We start from the raw sequence: 18,551 nt of genomic DNA on the forward strand, positions 1-18,551 counted from the left end.
AGGGAGCAGTGCCGTGCCGGCCATTCGAGACACCAGTGAACGTAGGCAGCAGATCAGCGCGTTAGTGCGCGAGCGCGGCAGCGTGCAGGTTGCGCCGCTCGCCGAGCGGTTCGGCGTGTCGATGCAGACGATTCGCAAGGACCTCCATTTTCTAGCCAAGCGCGGCGTCGCCGAGCGCTCCTACGGCGGTGCAATCGCGTCCGATGCGGTGAGCTTCGCGATCGAGCCGCCGCTCGAGGCCAAGAACGCGATCAACTCGGCCGAGAAAGCTCGGATCGGTCGGATGGCAGCGGCCATGGTAGCGCCGGGGGACTCGATCGTGCTCGACTCTGGCACCACGACACTGCAGATCGCACATCATCTGCCCGACGACGAGACGATCACCGTTCTGACCAACGACCTGGAGGTCGCCTCCGTCCTAGCCGACAAGGAACGGATCACGCTGGTGCTGCTCGGCGGCACGCTGCGGCGGCGCAACCGCGCGCTGTATGGGGCCCAGACGGTGGGCGCGTTCGACGACCTCCATGTCGACAAGCTGTTTCTGGGAGTCGACGGGCTCGACGTCGAGCGCGGCGTGACGACGCATTATGAGCCGGAGGCGATGCTCAACCGCCGCATGGTGCAGGCCGCCGCGCAGGTGATCGCGGTGACCGATCAGTCCAAGTTCGGTCGGGTCTGCCTGCACCGCATCATGAGCGTCGCTGACATCGACGAACTCGTCACTGACGGCGAGCCGCCCGAGGCGATCCGTGTCGCCGGCGAGCGGCTCAATTTTCGCATTCACAGCGCGTGACGGGCGCCGAGGCGGTAGGCGCCTGCCTACACCTTTGACGGCGGGGTCAGTCGGAAGAAGCGGTGGGCGTTGGCCCAGTAGATCTTGTTGATCACCTCGCGCGGCAGTCCCAGCCCCTTCGCATCCGCATTGATCGCATCGACATGCTGGCTGAGCGGGGTGGCGAGGTAGCGCCAGTCAGCGCGCCAGACGCGGTCTTCCTGCCCTGGAAAGTCGTCGGTCGCCGGCGGGTTCTGCGCTCGCGCATGCGGGTCTGGCGGGCTGTCGGTCAGGTCGGTGCCGTACATGATCCGATCCTGGTACTTGATAAAGAAGGCACGCACCTTGGGCAGGTCAGCGTTCGACTGGACCTGCAGATTTGAGAGCCGCGCAGCGAGGTCGACCACCGCATTGGGATAACGATCAAAGAAGCGGGCGAGCTCGTCGACGCTCCACTCGAGGCTGGCCATATGCGCGCCGTCGAACGCGAGCCTGGGATGCCGCGCCACGAAACGATCGCGCGCCGACATTAGCTGCTCATAGCTCGGCTCGTTGGGGTGGAGATACATGTAGTATTCGGGGTGTTCCCTGAAATACTCCCGATCGTTGTCGGTCGTCATCTGATCGAGCGGCAGCCAGCAGTTCTTGGGCTCGCCCTGGTGGGCGATCAGCGGAATGCCGCGCTCCTCCAAATGCTTCATGACCGGGTCGAAGCGGGGATCGTCTAGGAAGACGCGCTTGCCCGCGGAGTCGCTGGCGATCATGCCGATGTTCTTCCACACCTTCACCGCCACCGCGCCCTTGGCGACTGCTGCGTCGATCGTCCGGATTGTGCGCTCGGACCAACCGGGGGTACCGAAACCATCCATCGAAAAGGCGGTGGTGAACTGGAAGTGGATCGAGTCATCGCCACGCATCCGCTCGGCGATGGCTGCCTGTTCCGGCAACGGCGGGAAGTCGGGATAATCGACGTTGATCGACAGGAGCTCGAACCGGTCGCGGCGCGCGGTGGCGAGCGCGCCGGGGTCGTAGCGATTGGCATGAAAGTGCGCGTCGAACTTCGGCAGCCGATCAAAATCCTGCTCGCTATAGGTGGCCGGCGACGGGGCGGGGGCGGCGCCCACCGTCAGGGCGCAGGCCGAAACCAGGGCGAGCCACGCAGACCTATTTGGCATCCTCAGCTCCTCAAACGAAACAAAACGCGCTGCCACTTCGTGCATTTTGTTTGCATGCAGCCCGGCGGCGTGCAAGCATAATCGAATTCAGACCCGCCGTCGCAATAGCGTGGCGACAGGAGAGCAAGGCATGCCGCAGCATCAGGTCACCCGTCGTGCCGCAATCGCGCGTCTGCTGTCGGGGGCAGCGGTGGTCGGCGCCGCGGCGCTGCCGGGGCGCCTGCTCGCCGCGACGGCGCCCGGCGCGCGGCTGTCAGACGGCACGCTGACGATCGACTTCGACGCGGCGATGGCGTCGCGGCTCAGCTTCAACGGCCGGGCGATCACCCCCGTCGCTCCGGCGGCCGCGGTGCGGCTGGTCGACGGGCGGACAATCGACCGGTTCACGCTTCTCGACCATGCGGAGGAGGCTGCCTCTGGGCCGCACGGCGCGGGCCGTCGTCACCGGCTGCGCGCGACGGCGCAGGGGACGCTGGAACAGCAAATCGTCATCACGTTCCTAAATAGATATCCCGGCCTAGCGCTGATCGACTTCACCTACCGCAATACCGGCACTGCGCCGCTGGCGATCGCCGGGTGGCGGGCCGTTACGCACGACCTGCTGTCGCACCAAGATGGCGCGTGGAGCTTCGCGGGCGCGTCCTACCCCAACCGACGCGACTGGGTGCAGCCGGTCGCGCCGGGCTTCGAGCAGCACAACTTCATGGGGATGAACGGCTCCGACTATGGTGGCGGCACTCCCGTCGCGGTGGTGTGGCGGCGCGACGTTGGGTTGGCGGTGGGGCATGTCGACACGGTGCCTCGGCTGGTGTCGTTGCCCGTGGCGGCGCAGCCGGACGGGACCCGCATCGGCATGAGCGGCGACCAGCCGGTGGTGCTCGCCCCCGGCGCCACCTTCACGCTGCCCCCTGCCTTCGTGATGGCACACCGCGGCGACCACTTCCGACCGCTCGACGCGTATCGCCGGTTGATGGCGGAGCGCGGGCTGGCGGCGCCGGCCATCCCGGCGAGCAGCTACGGCCCGATCTGGTGCGCCTGGGGTTACGAGCGCAACTACACCCCCGCCGAGGTTTACGGCACGCTGCCCAAAGCCAAGGAGCTGGGCTTCGAGTGGGCGGTGCTCGACGACGGCTGGCAGACGTCGGAGGGCGACTGGAAGCTCGATCCGGTTAAGTACCCGAACGGCGACGCCGACATGCGGGCGTTCGTCAAGCGGATCAAGGCCGACGGTATGCGCCCTCGACTGTGGCTTGCGCCGCTCGCCGCCGACCCGGGCACTGACCTGCTGCGCGACCGCCCCGATATGCTGCTGCTCGATCGGGACGGCGCCGCGCAGAACGTCAGCTGGTGGAGCGCGTTCACGCTCTGCCCCGCCTACCAGCCGACGGTGGACCATTTTCGTGGTATCGTGCGGCGCATCATCGCCGACTGGGGCTTCGAGGGACTGAAGCTCGATGGCCAGCACCTCAACGGCGTCGCTCCCTGCTACAACCCCGCGCACAAGCATGCCCGGCCCGAAGAGTCGTACGAGAAGCTCCAGGATTTCTGGAAGGCCATCTACGATGAGGCGATCGCCGCCAATCCGCAGTCGGTGGTGGAGATCTGCCCCTGTGGCGACAGCTTCGCGTTCCACAACATTCCGGCGATGAACAACACCCCGGCGTCGGACCCCGAGTCGTCTTGGCAGGTCCGCCTTAAGGGCAAGACGTTCAAGGCATTGATGGGGCCCTCCGCTCCGTATTCGGGCGATCACGTCGAATTGTCTGAGGGCGGCGACGACTTCGCCTCCACCTATGGCATCGGCGCCATCCCCTCGACCAAATTCACCTGGCCCAAGCCGACGTCGCACCCGACCGACACGCTGCCGCCCGGCGGCTTCGTCCTGACCTCCGAGAAGGAGAAGGTGTGGCGTCACTGGCTCGAGCTCTATCGCGCCAACCGGCTGGCGGAGGGCACCTACCTGGGCGGGCTGTACGATCTCGGCTTCGACAAGCCGGAGGGGCACGCGGTCGCCAAGAACGGGGCGATGCACTATGCCTTCTATGCCAAGCAATGGGACGGCCCGATCGAACTGCGCGGGCTTGGAACGGGCAGTTACGCGCTCGCCGACGCCTTTACCGGCCGTTCGCTCGGCCGTGCGACCGCCGGGAGGAATCGCATCTCGGCGACGTTCGAGCGATTCATGCTCGTCACCGCAACGCCGGTCGTGGCATGAGCGCGGTCACCGCTCCTGCGCCGCGCGCCTGGCTCAGCCACGCGCTGGCCACGGTCGTGCTGTGGGGGGTGTGGGGTGCCTTCTCGGGTCTGGCGCCCGAGCACGGCTTTCCCGAGACGCTCGTCTATTGCGTCTGGGCGTTGACCATGGTGCCGCCCGCGCTGATCGTGCTGTCGATGGCGCAATGGCGGCTCGATCGCGGCATTCGGGCGATCGGCTATGGCTTGGCAGTCGGCCTGCTGGGCGCGGCGGGGCAGCTCATTCTGTTCTACGCGGTCGCGCGCGGGCCGGCCTACCTGATCTTTCCGGTAATCTCGTTGTCGCCGGTTGTCACCATCGCCATGTCGTTCGCGCTGCTGGGAGAGCGGACCGGCCGCCTCGGCGCGATCGGCATCGTCCTCGCGCTGTGCGCGCTGCCGACCTTCGACTTCGCGCCAGGCGGCAGCGGCGGAGCGGCGGCGGCGTGGCTGCTGCCGGCCATCCTCGTGATGCTGTGCTGGGGCGTGCAGGCCTTCTTCATGAAGGCGGCCAACCACGTCATGTCGGCCGAGAGCATTTTCGTATACATGACGCTGAGCGGATTGCTCGTAGTCCCGATCGCGTGGGCGATGACCGACGTGTCGCGACCGATCAACTGGGGGCTCGACGGGCCCGGGCTCGCTGCGCTGGTCCAGGTGCTCAACGCGATCGGCGCGCTGACGCTGGTGTTCGCGTTCCGCTACGGAAAAGCGATCATCGTCGCGCCGCTCGCCAATGCCGGGGCCCCGCTCGCCACCGCCCTGCTGTCGCTTGTGGTGCTCGGTGTGGTGCCAGGCGCGCTCAAAATCGTCGGCATAGGGTTGGCGCTGGTCGCGTCCATGCTGCTCGCGATCGAGCCGGACACGACCGACCCGGACGCAGAAATCTCGCAACCAGAAGTTGCGAACGCTTAGTTTCGTTTTGGATCGGTTCGTTTCGCGTGTAGACGGGCCTGACCGACCGAGGGGGTAACCGTGCTGACGATTCGAGACATCATGGCGCGACACAAGGCGGGGGAGCGGGTTGGCATCACGTCGGTCTGCTCGGCCCACCCGCTGGTGATCGAAGCGACGCTGCGTCACGCGCTGCGCACCGGGCAGGAGCTGGTGCTGATCGAGGCGACCTCGAACCAGGTCAACCAGGACGGCGGCTATACCGGCATGGTCCCCGCCGACTTCCACAAATTCGTGCACGGTATCGCTGCGGCGGCCGGGTTTTCGGCCGAGCGGCTGGTGCTCGGCGGTGATCATCTCGGCCCCAACGCCTGGACCGCGCTTTCCGCCGACGAGGCGATGGCTAAGGCGGAGGTGTTGGTCGCCGATTATGTTCGCGCGGGCTTCCGCAAGATCCACCTCGACTGCTCCATGAGTTGCGCCGACGACCCTGTGCCGCTGCCCGAGGCGACGATCGCCGAGCGCGCGGCGCGGCTGTGTGCCGCGAGCGAGGCGGCAGTCACGGATCCAGCCGACGCGCCGGTCTACGTGATCGGCACTGAGGTGCCAGTTCCGGGCGGCGCCGCCGAGGATCTCGGCGAGCTGGCCGTCACCACGCCCGCGGCGGCGTTGGCGACGCTCGACATGCACCAGCGGCTTTTCGCCGAGGCTGGGCTCGACGGCGCGTGGGAGCGGGTAATCGCGACGGTGGTGCAGCCGGGCGTGGAGTTCGACCACGACAAGGTGATCGACTATCTTCCCGAGCGCGCCACCGCGCTGAGCCGCGCGATCGAACCGGTGGAGCGCATCGTATACGAGGCGCATTCGACCGACTACCAGACGGCCGAGGCGCTCGCCGCACTCGTTCGCGATCACTTCGCGATCCTCAAGGTGGGGCCGGGCGTAACCTTCGCGCTGCGCGAGGCGTTCTGGGCCCTCGACGCGATCGAAGCGGAGACGGTCCCGGCGGGCGAGCGTGCCGGATTGCGCTCGGCGACCATGGCGCAGATGCATGCCGACCCGCGCAACTGGCGCAAATACTATCATGCGCAAGGCGAGGCGCTCGACCTCCAGCTCCAGTACAGCCTATCGGACCGCATCCGTTATTATTGGGCAACCCCGGCGCTGGTCGAGGCGCAGGAGCGGCTGTTCGCAAACCTGCGCGACCAGCCGCCGACGCTGGCGCTGGTCAGCCAGTACCTGCCGATCGCCTACAATGCCGTGCGCCACGGCACCGCGACACTCGACCCCGCCGACCTCGTCGTCGCGCACATCGGCGCGACGCTCGACGCCTATCACGGAGCCTGCCACCCCCATGCCTGATACCTTGCTCGCCATTGCGCCGACTACGGATGGCGAAACCTGGACGGAGCGCGAGATCCGCCAGCAGCCCGCCACGCTCGGCGCAACGCAGGCGATCGTGGAGGCGCATCGCACCGCGATCGAGGCGTTCATCGCGCCGCTGCTGGCCCGGCCGGCCATGCGCGTGGTGCTGACCGGCGCCGGCACCTCCGCCTTTATCGGCGACACCCTTGCGCCATACCTGTCGCAGCTCGCCGGGCGCCCGATCGAGTCGGTACCGACGACCGATATAGTCAGCGCGCCCGACCTGTACCTCCGGCGTGGGACGCCGTTGCTGCTCGTGTCGTTCGGCCGGTCGGGCAACAGCCCGGAGAGCTTGGCGGCGATCGACGTCGCCGACGCCGCGCTCGACGAGGTTCACCACCTCATCATCACCTGCAATCCCGACGGCGCCCTGGCGGCGCGCGGGGGCGAGCGCGCGTTCGTGCTGCTGCTGCCCGAGGAGACCCACGATCGCGGGTTCGCTATGACCTCCAGCTTCACTGCTATGATGCTGGCAGCCTTGTCGGTGTTCGGCGGCGTCGGCGGGGTGGGCGCGCGCGTGCCCGCGATCGCTGATGCGGTGGCGCAGGTGCTCGACCGGGCCGACCCGATCGTCAGCGATCTCGCCGGGCGCGGGTTCGACCGGGTCGTCTACCTCGGCAGCGGCGTCTTCAAGGGGCTGGCGCGCGAGGCCGCGCTGAAGCTGATGGAGCTGAGCGACGGCGCGGTCGTCACCGCCTTCGACACCGCCATGGGGTTCCGTCACGGGCCCAAGACGATCGTCACCTCAAGCACCCTCATAGTCGTGTTCGTGTCGAATGATCCGCTCACCGCACGCTACGACCGCGACATCGTCGAAGAGCTGCGCGGCGACGGACGCTCGGGCGCGGTCGTGGTGATCGCGACATCCGGTGAGGGTGGCGACACGGTCACGGTCGAGGGACTGGCGCATGCATCCGATTGCGACCTGCTGTTCCCGTTCATCGTGCCTGCGCAACTGTTCGGACTGCGCGTGTCGGAGGCGCTGGGACTTACGCCCGACCAGCCCAACCGCACCGGCACCGTCAATCGCGTCGTCGAGGGCGTCCGTATATACGCGGCGGACGCATGAGCGCGACGCCGGTGTTCCTCGGCGTCGACGGCGGCGGCACCAAGACCGAGTTCGTTTGCATCGATGAGGAGGGCCGCCGACGCGCGGCGGTCAAGACCGGCTCCACCTATCATCCGGAGATCGGGCTGCCCGAGGTGCTGCGCCGACTGCAGGAGGGGGTGTCGGCCGCCTGCGCCGAGGCTGGCGTCGCGCCGGCCGATCTTGCCTACGCTTTCTTCGGGCTGCCTGCGTTCGGCGAGGACATGACGATCGACCCCCAGCTCGACGCCGCGTGCGGCGCGATGCTCGGTCACCGGCGGTACCGCTGCGAAAACGACATGGTATGCGGCTGGGCAGGGTCACTCGGCTGCGAGGACGGCATCAACATCGTCGCAGGCACCGGCTCGATCGGTTACGGCCAACACCGCGGCCGCGCTGCGCGCGCGGGTGGCTGGGGCGAAGTGTTCAGCGACGAAGGCTCAGCCTATTGGATTGCGCTGCGCGGGCTGACGATTTTTTCACGAATGAGCGACGGGCGCCTGCCCCGAGGCCCGCTTCACGAGCGGTTGCGCGCAGAGCTCGGGTTGAAGCACGATATCGACCTGTGCCAGCGGATCATGGGGCCGCCAGCGATGGCTCGGGCGGACATCGCCGGGCTCGCGCCGCTGGTGGTCGCCGCCGCCGACGATGGTGACGAGCAGGCGCTGGCTGTCCTGGATCGTGCGGCGGCGCACCTGGCCGCGATCGCGGCCGCGATCCGGGAGGAGCTGGGCTTCGCCGCCGACCAAGCGGTGCCGCTGTCCTGGTCGGGCAGCATTCTCAACAACGCCACGCGCGTCTACTCGCGATTCGTGGAAATAGTCGGCGCGACCGGCCGGTTCAGCCCGGTGACCCCGCGGGCTAGCCCTGCTCAAGGCGCCGCGCTCTACGCACGAAAACTGGCGGCCGAATCGCACGTGGAGATCTCGCACTAGGCTATGCCGATCGACGTTGCTTCCTCGAGCGTCCGCCGAGGCTCAAACCGCCGCCGCCGATGAGACGCATCGCGGTCCGGAGCAGGTCCACAGCGGCCCCGCCGTCCAGCGTTGTGGCGGCCGCGCCGACGCGACGCCGCGCAAGAGCAGTCGCTTCAGAACCGCAGTGATCTGCCAGAACGTCGAGCGGACGGTTTGGTGGTCATCGAAGCCCGGCGGGTGACCTTGCCGGACATGGCGGCGCTGCGCAGGGCTGGGGACTTCAACGGCGCGTATCTCCATGCCGACGCGCCATAAAGCTCGGCAATGAAGCGCGTGCGCGGACAGTCCACCTCAACCGCGTGGGACAGACCTTGGCGTCCACCTGAACGAATGACCGAAGCTGGCGCGCCAGAGGCCCGGATCGAACGGCTGGTTATAGGTCCAAACGCCCGCTGGTCGCCAGACCGAGATCCTCAGTCTAGAGGTAAGCCGCGATCACGGCAGGAAGGGCACCGTCGTCATAATCGAGCATTTCGCACCTGACGCTTATGGTCTCCTCATCCTGGCACCTGAGGTCGCGCTTGGCAGTGGCTGGCTCGGCGGCGACAGGGTGGTCGGTCGCGCAGCCATCCGTGGCCTGTTGGTCAAGGCCGCTCGTTTCAACGAAGATGAACGGCTGAGACTAACTATCCATCTGCCCAGCAGAGCGATCACCCTTCGGTTAGATGAGATCGAGCAATATCATCAAACTTGAAACCGCTCCGTGATGGCGGCTGAACGGATGTCCGCTTCTGGATAGGGCCCTCAGCGGCCTGAATGACCGCAACTGGGTCATCGCGGTTCCCTGCGTTCGGTTCCGTGTGCGCGGGACTTCGTCCGTAGAGAGCTAGACGGTCAGCGCCCGCACGAAATCATCTGGCGGCGCGGCCTCTGGCCAGCTTGCCACGTTGGCCGGGATAACGACCCAGCGCTGGCGATAAGCCGTGAAGATGTGCGCAACGCAGTCGAGTTCCTCTGATCGGTCAAACGTGCCGGCGCGCACCACCGCGACCCCGGGTCGGCGAGTGTTGGTGTTGTAGATACGCCCGTAGCAGGTGCTGCAGAACCGTTGGGTTGATGTACGATCCTCGGTTATGACTTCTTGGATGGATATTGGCCCGGTCACGACTAGCCGATCTTCTGGCACGAGTGCCTGCACACTAAAGGCGCTACCCGTCCATCGCTGACACACGTGGCAGTGACACGCATAAACGCGGGGCAAGGCGTCTATCGCAATATGGTAGCTACATGCGCCGCATCGGCACTTGCCCCTGACCGTCACCGCTTTGACCTCTGTTCAGCTGCTATCCCGGTGCCTGAGTAGCTTGGCTGGAGCGATCCGCCGAGGGGAAAGGTGCACGAAGCAAGAAGCGTCTCTCGCGTGAAACGTGACAAACGGCGATACCGGGAGGCGCCGGAGCGGACCTGAAGGGGCGGCAACTGGGTCATGCGCGCAAGCCTGTCGCCTGTGCACCTCTCTCATCGCACCGACAACATTCGTGCCGCTCCCGACGAACCTTGGGATGGATTGGACCGCAAGGCACTTCCCTTGAGGCCGATCAGGGGCCGCAGCCATCCGATGCGTACGCCCGCGACGTAGAAGATCCAGCAGCAAGCGACGGTCGTCACGACCAGGATTGCGAACTCAACCAGCGGGCCAACGTGTAGCGGCAGCAGCGCTCCCTCGACCAGGACGATGATCGTCTGATGTACGATGTAGAAGGGGAAGGTCGCCTCGGCGAGTGTCGAGCGCCAGCGGTGATCGTGGTTCAACAAGCGTTCGGCGATGCCGATGAGCGCCGCAATCGCGGTCCAGGTCTCGAGATGGCGCGCTACGCGATAGGTCCAGAGCACGGCGGGCGAGTCCGGGAACGTGAAGTCCGGCCAGGCGAGCAGGAGGGCGGCGATGGTGGCGAAGCAAGCCAGCGCCACCGCGCCCGACGTCCGCCAGTGGCGGGCGAACGCCGCCATCACTATGGGCGAGCGGGCCATCGCGAAACCGAACAGGAAGGCTGGCACGTAGCGGAGGTGCGCGACTCCGTCGCCGACGAAGTCGTGAGTGTCCTCGACCTGGTGAAACAGCACAGTCTCGAGCAGCACGATATAGGCGGCCGGGATGACCAGCGCTCGCCAGCCGCCGAACACAGGGTCGAACAGCGCCTGCAGCCGGGCGCCGCCGACGATCGCCACGCCAATGGCGAGGCCGACGCTGTAGACCCACAGGTAGGCGACGAACCAGAGATGGTTGTAGGTCGGCAGCGCGATGCCATCGAGGAAGCGAAAGCGGAAGTAATCGTGCGCCAGGAAGTCGAGGTAGCCGCGCGCGTAGCCGTGCTGAGTTGTCAGTTCGATCCAGGCTTGCGGCGGCACGATCACCGCTACGCCGAACAGCAGCGGGATGAGCAACCTGGTGCTGCGGCTCCTTAGGAACGCACCTGCGCTTCCCGCCTTGGCCAGCAGCGCGCGGCTTGCGTAACCGGACACGACGAACAACAGCGTCAGCCGCCACGGGTTGGTCAGGAACATTGGGATCTCGACCCAGGCGAGCGGGTGGGCGGTCTTCACCTGAAAGCCCCAGGGCACGAAAACCATGCCGATGTGGTAGAGGATCAGCAGGCCGAATGCGCCTATCCGGAGCCAGTCCATCCCGTAGTGCCGTTCCATGCATCGCCTCCGTGATATGGGTCGGCAGGCACGCTGGTCGGGGTCGTCGCGCACCGCTATGCTCGTGGGGTGGCAGGCGGGTCGGCAGGGACGACGCCCGGCCCGCCAGTGACGAGCGGCGGCTGGGGCGGGATGAACGGGGCGCAGCGCCGAGTGGCGCTGCTCGCCGCCTCGGGGTTCGTCATCGTCCTGCTGATGGTGCTGGTCGCGAACGCAGAGTCGACGATCAGCGATCTCAGGGCGGCCCATGCGAGCGTGCCCGACCATCTCGTCTGGTCCTGGGAGTGGTCGAGCATCGTTGGCTGGCTGAGCCTCGTACCGACCTTCTGGTGGACCACAGGGAAGCTGCGGTCACCACGCTTCCGTTGGCCCGTCATAGCTGTCGCCGCGTTGCTTGCGAGCGTACTCGCCTCGGCGTGGCACATCGTCGTCATGGTGGCCCTGCGCCACATCTACTATGCCGCGACCGGCGAGGGCCCATACCGCTTCTTCGGCGTGATCGGCGACCGCATCGCCTACGAGTACCGCAAGGACCTCGTCACCTTCGTCCAGTTCGTCGCGATCGCACTGGTTGTGCGCTGGATGATCGACCGCCAAGCCGATGCGCCAGCATCGACGCCGGCGGCTTCGTCGACCAAAGCTCCCAGGCATCTCGTCGTGACAGACGGACCGACACGGAACTCGGTGCCGATCCACGAAGTCGAGAGCGTCGCCTCGGCGGGAAACTACGTCGAGATCGCCTGGGCCGGGCGAACGCTCCTGCACCGCGCCACGCTCGCCGGCATGGAGGACGAGTTGGGTGAAGGGTTCGTCCGCGTCCATCGCGGGCTCATCGTGCGGGCTGATGCGATCCGGGCACTGGAGGTCGAGCGCTCCGGCGACTTTGCCATCGGCCTCGCGAGTGGCGCCACCATGCGCGGCAGCAGGCGCTATCGCGACAATCTTAGGCGTTGGTCTGGCGAGACCGTAGTCTAAATCAGTCCGCTGACGATCGCGGGGAACGACCGCGAGCGGTTCCTCGCTTCTCCTTGCGCGGGTGGATCGTCTCGCCTCGGCTCAGCATCGTCACCAACTCACCTACCTTGCCGGCCCGTTTCGCCGGCGACGACGCCTGCTGGATGCGGAACAGGATCGCGAACCGGTTGGCCGCATCCAGCGTATCGAACAGGGTCCGAGCAGCGGGCTCGGCATCGAGCGCAGCGATGAAGTCGGCATCAGGCGTCATCTCGCTCTGGCGGGCGTAGGCTGCCGCCCATCGTCCGTCGGCCTTGGCCTGCTCCACTTGCGTACGCCCTGCCGATCGCATGCGACCGGCGGCCTCGAGGCGCTCGACCCGCTCACGATTGACCTGTGACCAGATGCTCTTCGCCCTGCGCGGCGTGAAGCGGGTCTTGAAGTAGTGCTTGTCAATGCGGCCAAGTTGGCCGTCGACCCAGCCATGAGCCAGCGCGCAGTCGATCGCCTCCGACTTGCTGACCGTCTCTTCAGGCGCGCCCTGCTTCGCAAAGCGGAGCCAAGCGCCCGGTGACGTGGCCCCGAGTTCGTCAAGCCATTCATCGAACGACGCGGCGTCGGGAAAGGTCAGCAGCGGCGAGCGATCGTCAGCCATGGTCGGGGAGCCCGTCGAACTGCGGCAGCCCATCGGTAATGTGGAACCACGGCGCTTTCGATCCAACGAAGATATGCATGTTTGGCCTTATCGACGGCTCGTCAACAAGCGTGCCCATCGCGACATGCACATAGTTGCCGTCCCGTACGAGCGAGTACAGGAGCGACCCGCAGGCACGGCAACGGGCGTCATGGCCTTCCTCCACGTTGCCATACCGCAGGAGCTCAACATCTCCGCTCGTGAGCGTGAGCCGAGACGCCTTCGTGCCTGCCAGCGGCTTGAAAGCCGATCCGGTCGCGCGCCGGCATTGCGAGCAATGGCAGTTCATGGCGTACTCGAAAGTGTCGGCGACTTCATAGGTCACGGACCCGCACAGGCAGCTGCCGCTCAACGTTCGGTGTTCGACTGTCATGTCGGCTTCCCGATGTTCGGCTGAGCTTTCATCGCCTATCGTTTGTAGCGCCTCTGCCACGTCATGATCACCTGAAATGTGACCGGATGAGCTGGCAACTTCTATTGCCCAGCAGCGCAACGCGCGTGCACCAGCTTCTTCCGCAAGGGTGCTGTCAAAGCAACTGCACCGGGCGCCTTTGACGCGAGTTTCTGCCCCGTTTGCCGGCCGATCGGCAGGCAGACGCCAGTGTTCCCAGAACCGAGCCGAGCAAGTCCGCAGCACTGACAGCACGAACGGCATGCCCGGACCTAGCTAAAGGAGCCGTAAATTCCGGCTTCCGGATCCTCGGTGCGTTACGTTTGACAGCACCCTTTGATCTTTGGCCTGCTAGCTGCTGCTTCCCCTCTGAGCACGGCTAAGTCCGCCGCCACCTGCGAGGTGGGACGTGTTGCTTTGCGCGACATGCCAAGCATCAATCACAATCCCGGCTTTGACACCTACTATGGCGGCGTCAGGCCAGATCGCCGCGACCTGTTGGCGGCGTGCCCTGAGCTATCGGCCGATCTCCCCGCCGGCTATCCTCTGGCGGACAATGAGGCTCGAGCGCGAGCGAAAGTCGGCGCCCCGATACCAGGAAAGAAGGTTCGGGAAGCGTTTATCTACTTCATCGACGTTCCCCAAGTGAGCGCAGATCTGAGAACGGCTGTCGTCCACATGGGATATTCCTGCACCGGCCTTTGCGGGGCAGATTTCGAGGCGCGCTACGTTCGAACCGCGCAGGGCTGGCGACTTCAGGAGGCAATCAGAACCCTGTCCGTCTCGTAGATACGCGGCACTGAAAGGCTGTCCCGATTGGGATGCTACTTTGGGACTGTCCAGGTTTGGGTGGTTAGCTGCCGTTCCGCTATTGGGCTATGGGGCCGCGTGGCCGACCGCACATTGCTCCAGTTCGACTATGAGGAAGTTCACGGCCGGATTGTGAGCAGGGTCGTGGGCCGCAGAGACGGGCCTGCCGGTTGGGCTTCGATTGCCCTTGTGATTGAAGATCGTGCCATCGTGCTTCGAGTTGATGACAACACCGATGAAATCGTCGTCACCTTGGAAGGTGCCTCTGACCTTCCGAGCGACTGGACTAAGGTCGCGGAAATCGCCGACGTCGTCGGTTCTGCGCTCGGATGGTGCTGGATAGGCAGGAACTACCTTGGCTACCTCGACATGTTCACTCTGTCGTTTTCTGGCGTCAACCCGCAAGTCTGCTTCCTTGGCGAGGCCTCCACGCTCACGATCAAGCACATCATCGCGACCTGCTGAACGACCGTAGTTGGGCGCTAGCGCTCTGTCTGTTTCTGGATGATCTCGTAAACAGACCGGACATTCGGAATTCGAATAAACTGGGGTATGGGATCGAACGTCGGTTGCCATATGCCGAAATTGTTGCTGCCCGCAAACCATCCGCCCGACGTGCCGAAGCGGATGGATCCGGAGCCGTCTGGTCGTTCATCAAGTTCGAGCGCGGGGAGGCGATCAACATCCAGCGACTTAGTATTCGATCCGGTGCTCCGTCTTTCAATAAGAATGCGTTTATTCGTGACGAAGTACGACAAATTACGCCGAAGACTCATGTCGACTAGAAATCGCCCGAATATCACATATATGCCAACTATTAGGAACGGTAACCCAAAGAGGTTGAAAGACAGGTCTGCTGTGGTCCAAGCGCTAACGTTCCAGAATATGGCGAAGCCGCCCCATACCAAGCTGAACGGTATCAGAAACACATCCATGGGACGAAGTACTAGCCCGGTTGAAGGCCGCCCCTCCCATACAATGCGCTCACCGGAGAGTAGCCTTGGACCTACGGTATCTATCATCGCCCCTCCGGCACGGGAATACCGGCCATCTCTATTGGCTGGAGACCAAAGTATCTAGGTGGAATGCGAACGACGAGAACGTCGCATTCTGGGCGCACCCAGCCGCGCCAGCCGTCCCGATTGGGATGGTATTTCGGGACTGTCTGGATCTGGAAGGATGTCGGACGGGCTGCTCTGGTAAACCAAGGCAAGGTTAGCGGACGCCGGTCGTCCGTTCGACACGAGCATAGAAGTCAAAAGGAACCTTGCGCGCGATACACGTAAGCACGCGTTGGCTTGCTTGATCGTTTGTAATCAGCATTTCATTGCCGTGGTCGTAGTTCAAGCCACGCCATCTAAAGCGTCGCTCTCCGCAACCCAGTGCTGCTTCGCTCAAAGCTCGGACCGGCTCGACAGGTGTCGCTCGGCCCTTCTGGTCGACCCAGCGCCATGTTCCCCTATAAAGTTGTCCAGCATTCTGATCGCGCTCGGGCGGGTTGGGAAGGCCGGGCAGGCTTATTACAAGCGCCGAGGTCTCTTGACCCGACATCTGCGCCGCAGCGGGCAGGGATACGAGCAACACGGGCCCCCAGACGAGGCTTAGGACCTTCATACGCCGACAATGCTGCGAAAAACGGACATTCTCAATCGGTACCGCACGTAGCCTATGTGAATGTCGGAGACTGGGCGGGTTAGCCGACGTAGAACAGCGGACGACGAACCCATCCCAGCGCAGCCACCAGCGCAGCAATAGCCGCAGCGCCGACAACGTAGGCAACTGTCGTGACCGCCTGCGAATAAATGGTCGTGCTCACTAGGAATGTCTGAGATTGGGCGTAAGTGCAGGCATGCGCTACAAGCCCAGACGTCCTCTCAGACGCTGCCACCAGGAGATCCTCGCGCTCCCTTCATTGGTCGCACCGCCAAGGCGTGCGGCGGGCTGACCCGCGAATGCGATGTTCAAAATCTTCCTCGTTAGCCCTTCAGGAATTGGGATCGATGCCGACCCACCCGCCTGTCGTTTACCGTCGATCAGAACCTCTACAGTCGGCCCGCTTGCCCAAATCACCAGATGATCGGGTGTCCATTCCACTTCACCAATTGGTTCATCCGCTTCGCCGGGGCTCCTCAACATCACGGTTGATCGAGCCGGGACGTCAAACTCCTCCGCCCATGGCTCAAGCCATAGTAGAAGTGCGAGGGGTCCTGGGTTTGAGAGAGCCCACTGGCGATCGGCATTCGGCATCAGGGTCAGCCTTTCAGATCACGCCAACCTCCGCAATTGGGGGGGTAGCTGCCGCTCACGATACCGGCAGGACCCCGAAAAAGTCCGCACCCGTGCCCGCCGCCATGCAAGGTCCTAGGCCGCGAGCGTCGTCCGATCCCTGATCCTGATATGTTGCTTGGCAGTAGTCGCGAACCCGCTGGAACGCAGTTAGGTCCCGCTGATGCGCCATCGCGAAAGGAAAAGAAGGGGATCGCTCTGACCGAAACAGACGCACCACTCGAAACGCATTGGCATACTCAAAGATAGAATAATCCTGCTGCGCCTCACATTCCTTGTTCAATTCTTTGTTCTGTCTGCAGAAGATGTAGGCGCGATCACGCATCCGCTGGATAACCGTGGCGGACAACACAGGATCGAGTTTCCAAGTGCTTGTAGACCCTAGCCGAGAGCTTGCTTGAGCTTTTACGAATTGGTCTGCGTTCGGTTGCTCTGGGCTACACCCTGCCAGCGCAAAGACAGCGACGATTACCCAAAGGCTCCTCATCCAAGCACCTTCGCACTGGAGCGGAATGTCTGCAATTGAGGCGTTAACAGCCCGTCCGCTTTGCCGACCGAGAACGACAAGGCTGGGTGGAAAGGCGACCGTGCGCTTTCAGCCCGCAATTGCGGTCAGCTGTCGCGCATCAGAGAGGTTGTTCTGAGAATGGGAGCGGAATGTCATGCTCCCCCAGCACTGCCTTGTAGTGGCTGAGCAACGAATGAAGCGCGTTTCGGAGCTCGTTTGCGTCATTATAGCCCGAAGATGCTCGGCCAATCTCGCGACATACTCCGTCCGCCCGCTGACATAGCGTGTAGAGAGTATCTCCTTGAACCAGAACGCCGGGAAACCGACGATCGGGATGCCGCAACACTGCTGAGTTTGTCGTGTCAGACAGGATGTCGATAGCTGCTGTTCGCATGGTGACCGCGTGCAATCCTTTGGACCACGTAGCAACGCTTGTCCGCAATCAGGGATCGAAAGAGCCCATCTAGCTGCTGGCTATCGGGCAGTTTCAGTCATAGGTCGGTGCTTGTAGCGACCGCCCGCCACAGGATCGCGCAGGCTGCGATCAGCAACACAGCAGTGACTATCAGGGCCGATCGGACAGCCCTGCCAGTCCGCTTACGTTGGTGCTCAGGACCGCTTCGCACTTCCTTCATCACCGGGATCTTGCATCCTGCCAGGTCGTCCGCAATCAGGATGCTAAGATTGGGTCAGCAACGGCTAGGCTTGGGCGGAGCCGATATTGCCGCAAGCCGTGCTGAGCGTCGCGATCACGGCAAGCTGTTTGGCGCGGGAACCGGAAGGGACTTCAGTATCGCCTGAAGCTCCGTGTTCCTCGCCGCGTACCTGTCGCGATCGCAGCCATAATCCACAGAATAAAACTGATCGCCTTGTGCGCCAGACCAGCGAAATGAAATGCCACCGTTTGTCCGTAACGTAAGGTCCCTTGCAGGAAGCGCCGCGCAGGACGTACTCCCTCATGTCCTTGCCCGATCGTTTCAGGAGATCGCCGAAACACTTCCAAGCGCCGAACAAAGTCTTGGGACTGTGTCGAGGTTAGCGAGAAGCGTCCGTGCTTCCCGTCTGGTCGATTAAAGAAACGGCCACCTCCCTGACCGTCGATGATTATCTCAAGACCCGGTGCCCAAACCGTTATTTCGCGCAGCGAGGGAGGGTTCGGCTCGCTGCATGCGCCTAGCCAGAGTGCGATGGCAGGAACGATCAAGGGCCGCATAGACCAAGTGTGCGCGTAGGTCGGGATGTCCTGCAAGTGGGCGACAGCCGAACGGCGGTTTCACTGAAAAGGTTCGTTGCGGTCGTCCCACAAAGGAACCTTCATTGGGACAGTCGAGGCCAGTGCGGAAAAGCACTCAAATGGCAGGTTTGGCTTTCCCAAAATATGTTCCCGAAATAGGAATCCCGAAATTGACGGTTTGAGATGGAGTTTCGGGACAGATGCTGATTGGCTACGCGCGCGTCTCGACAGCCGATCAGGACCTGGCCCTGCAAACGGATGCGCTGACCAAGGCCGGATGCGAAAAGCTGTTCACCGACAAGGCGAGCGGCGCGAGGGTCAACCGGCCGGGGCTTGCCGAAGCGCTCGAATTTGTCCGAGCGGGCGACACGCTGGTGATCTGGAAGCTCGATCGGCTTGGCCGCTCCATCCAGGGCCTGATCGAACTGGCGGCCGACCTGTCGGCCCGCAAAGTTGATTTTCGGTCACT

General features: G+C 64.1%; 19 protein-coding genes. 10 read left to right on the forward strand and 9 right to left on the reverse strand.

From position 1 onward, the window contains the following. Positions 1–13 precede the first annotated feature (13 nt). Positions 14–793 (forward strand): transcriptional repressor AgaR, encoded by a 780-nt coding sequence (gene agaR / locus FHS94_RS16915; protein ID WP_184060060.1) that lies wholly within the window; start codon positions 14–16, stop codon positions 791–793. Positions 794–819: 26 nt separating this feature from the next. On the opposite strand, the gene FHS94_RS16920 is transcribed toward agaR, so the two are convergent. Further along, positions 820–1,947, reverse strand: a complete 1,128-nt coding sequence (locus tag FHS94_RS16920) for an amidohydrolase family protein (RefSeq protein WP_184060062.1) — start codon at positions 1,945–1,947, stop codon at positions 820–822. A gap of 130 nt (positions 1,948–2,077) precedes the next feature. Here FHS94_RS16920 and FHS94_RS16925 point away from each other — a divergent pair, with 130 nt between their 5' ends. From FHS94_RS16925 to FHS94_RS16945, 5 genes are read left to right on the forward strand one after another with little or no spacing between them, the layout of a single operon-like run. Next, positions 2,078–4,162, forward strand: a complete 2,085-nt coding sequence (locus tag FHS94_RS16925; protein WP_184060064.1) for a glycoside hydrolase family 36 protein — start codon at positions 2,078–2,080, stop codon at positions 4,160–4,162. Further along, positions 4,159–5,094 carry a DMT family transporter gene (locus tag FHS94_RS16930; protein ID WP_184060066.1) on the forward strand — a complete coding sequence of 312 codons (936 nt, stop codon included), beginning with the start codon at positions 4,159–4,161 and terminating at the stop codon, positions 5,092–5,094. Before FHS94_RS16925 ends, FHS94_RS16930 begins: the two co-directional genes overlap by 4 nt. 60 nt (positions 5,095–5,154) lie before the next feature. Next, positions 5,155–6,435: a D-tagatose-bisphosphate aldolase, class II, non-catalytic subunit gene (locus FHS94_RS16935; protein WP_184060068.1), complete on the forward strand. Its 1,281-nt coding sequence runs from the start codon at positions 5,155–5,157 to the stop codon at positions 6,433–6,435. Further along, the gene (locus FHS94_RS16940) at positions 6,428–7,567 is read left to right on the forward strand and encodes an SIS domain-containing protein (protein ID WP_184060070.1); all 1,140 of its coding nucleotides are present in this window, start codon (positions 6,428–6,430) and stop codon (positions 7,565–7,567) included. Before FHS94_RS16935 ends, FHS94_RS16940 begins: the two co-directional genes overlap by 8 nt. Then, a complete protein-coding gene (locus FHS94_RS16945) occupies positions 7,564–8,520 on the forward strand; it encodes an N-acetylglucosamine kinase (protein ID WP_184060072.1) in 957 nt (318 codons plus the stop codon). Before FHS94_RS16940 ends, FHS94_RS16945 begins: the two co-directional genes overlap by 4 nt. An 868-nt stretch (positions 8,521–9,388) precedes the next feature. Here the strand turns inward: FHS94_RS16945 and FHS94_RS16950 are convergent. After that, the gene (locus tag FHS94_RS16950; protein WP_184060074.1) at positions 9,389–9,823 is read right to left on the reverse strand and encodes a GFA family protein; all 435 of its coding nucleotides are present in this window, start codon (positions 9,821–9,823) and stop codon (positions 9,389–9,391) included. A gap of 197 nt (positions 9,824–10,020) precedes the next feature. Beyond that, the gene (locus FHS94_RS16955; protein ID WP_184060076.1) at positions 10,021–11,205 is read right to left on the reverse strand and encodes an acyltransferase family protein; all 1,185 of its coding nucleotides are present in this window, start codon (positions 11,203–11,205) and stop codon (positions 10,021–10,023) included. 153 nt (positions 11,206–11,358) lie between these two features. On the opposite strand from FHS94_RS16955, the gene FHS94_RS16960 reads away from it, so the two are divergent. Then, positions 11,359–12,180: a LytTR family transcriptional regulator DNA-binding domain-containing protein gene (locus FHS94_RS16960; protein ID WP_184060078.1), complete on the forward strand. Its 822-nt coding sequence runs from the start codon at positions 11,359–11,361 to the stop codon at positions 12,178–12,180. Between the two features lies 1 nt (position 12,181). On the opposite strand, the gene FHS94_RS19495 is transcribed toward FHS94_RS16960, so the two are convergent. Beyond that, complete coding sequence (locus tag FHS94_RS19495) at positions 12,182–12,814, reverse strand: YdeI/OmpD-associated family protein (RefSeq protein WP_184060080.1); 633 nt, start codon at positions 12,812–12,814, stop codon at positions 12,182–12,184. Then, positions 12,807–13,508 carry a GFA family protein gene (locus tag FHS94_RS19210; protein WP_221234842.1) on the reverse strand — a complete coding sequence of 234 codons (702 nt, stop codon included), beginning with the start codon at positions 13,506–13,508 and terminating at the stop codon, positions 12,807–12,809. The genes FHS94_RS19495 and FHS94_RS19210 overlap by 8 nt, the downstream gene beginning before the upstream one ends. A 162-nt stretch (positions 13,509–13,670) precedes the next feature. On the opposite strand from FHS94_RS19210, the gene FHS94_RS19215 reads away from it, so the two are divergent. Further along, positions 13,671–14,033, forward strand: a complete 363-nt coding sequence (locus FHS94_RS19215) for a hypothetical protein (RefSeq protein WP_221234843.1) — start codon at positions 13,671–13,673, stop codon at positions 14,031–14,033. A gap of 99 nt (positions 14,034–14,132) precedes the next feature. Next, entirely contained in the window at positions 14,133–14,519 is a 387-nt protein-coding gene (locus tag FHS94_RS16975) for a DUF6334 family protein (RefSeq protein ID WP_184060082.1), read from the forward strand. 750 nt (positions 14,520–15,269) lie between these two features. On the opposite strand, the gene FHS94_RS19220 is transcribed toward FHS94_RS16975, so the two are convergent. From FHS94_RS19220 to FHS94_RS19965, 4 genes are all read right to left on the reverse strand, one after another. After that, a complete protein-coding gene (locus FHS94_RS19220; RefSeq protein WP_221234845.1) occupies positions 15,270–15,668 on the reverse strand; it encodes a hypothetical protein in 399 nt (132 codons plus the stop codon). Positions 15,669–15,747: 79 nt separating this feature from the next. Beyond that, positions 15,748–15,870, reverse strand: a complete 123-nt coding sequence (locus FHS94_RS19720; protein ID WP_281396927.1) for a hypothetical protein — start codon at positions 15,868–15,870, stop codon at positions 15,748–15,750. A gap of 486 nt (positions 15,871–16,356) precedes the next feature. After that, positions 16,357–16,665, reverse strand: a complete 309-nt coding sequence (locus FHS94_RS19225) for a hypothetical protein (RefSeq protein ID WP_221234846.1) — start codon at positions 16,663–16,665, stop codon at positions 16,357–16,359. A gap of 301 nt (positions 16,666–16,966) precedes the next feature. After that, positions 16,967–17,242, reverse strand: a complete 276-nt coding sequence (locus FHS94_RS19965) for a DUF6959 family protein (protein WP_425506200.1) — start codon at positions 17,240–17,242, stop codon at positions 16,967–16,969. A 1,040-nt stretch (positions 17,243–18,282) separates the two neighbouring features. Here FHS94_RS19965 and FHS94_RS16985 point away from each other — a divergent pair. Beyond that, positions 18,283–18,551, forward strand: a 269-nt coding sequence (locus tag FHS94_RS16985; protein WP_184060086.1) for a recombinase family protein, incomplete at its 3' end; no start/stop codon positions are given.

Source organism: Sphingomonas aerophila (assembly GCF_014199305.1).
In the GTDB taxonomy this organism is placed as follows: domain Bacteria; phylum Pseudomonadota; class Alphaproteobacteria; order Sphingomonadales; family Sphingomonadaceae; genus Sphingomonas; species Sphingomonas aerophila.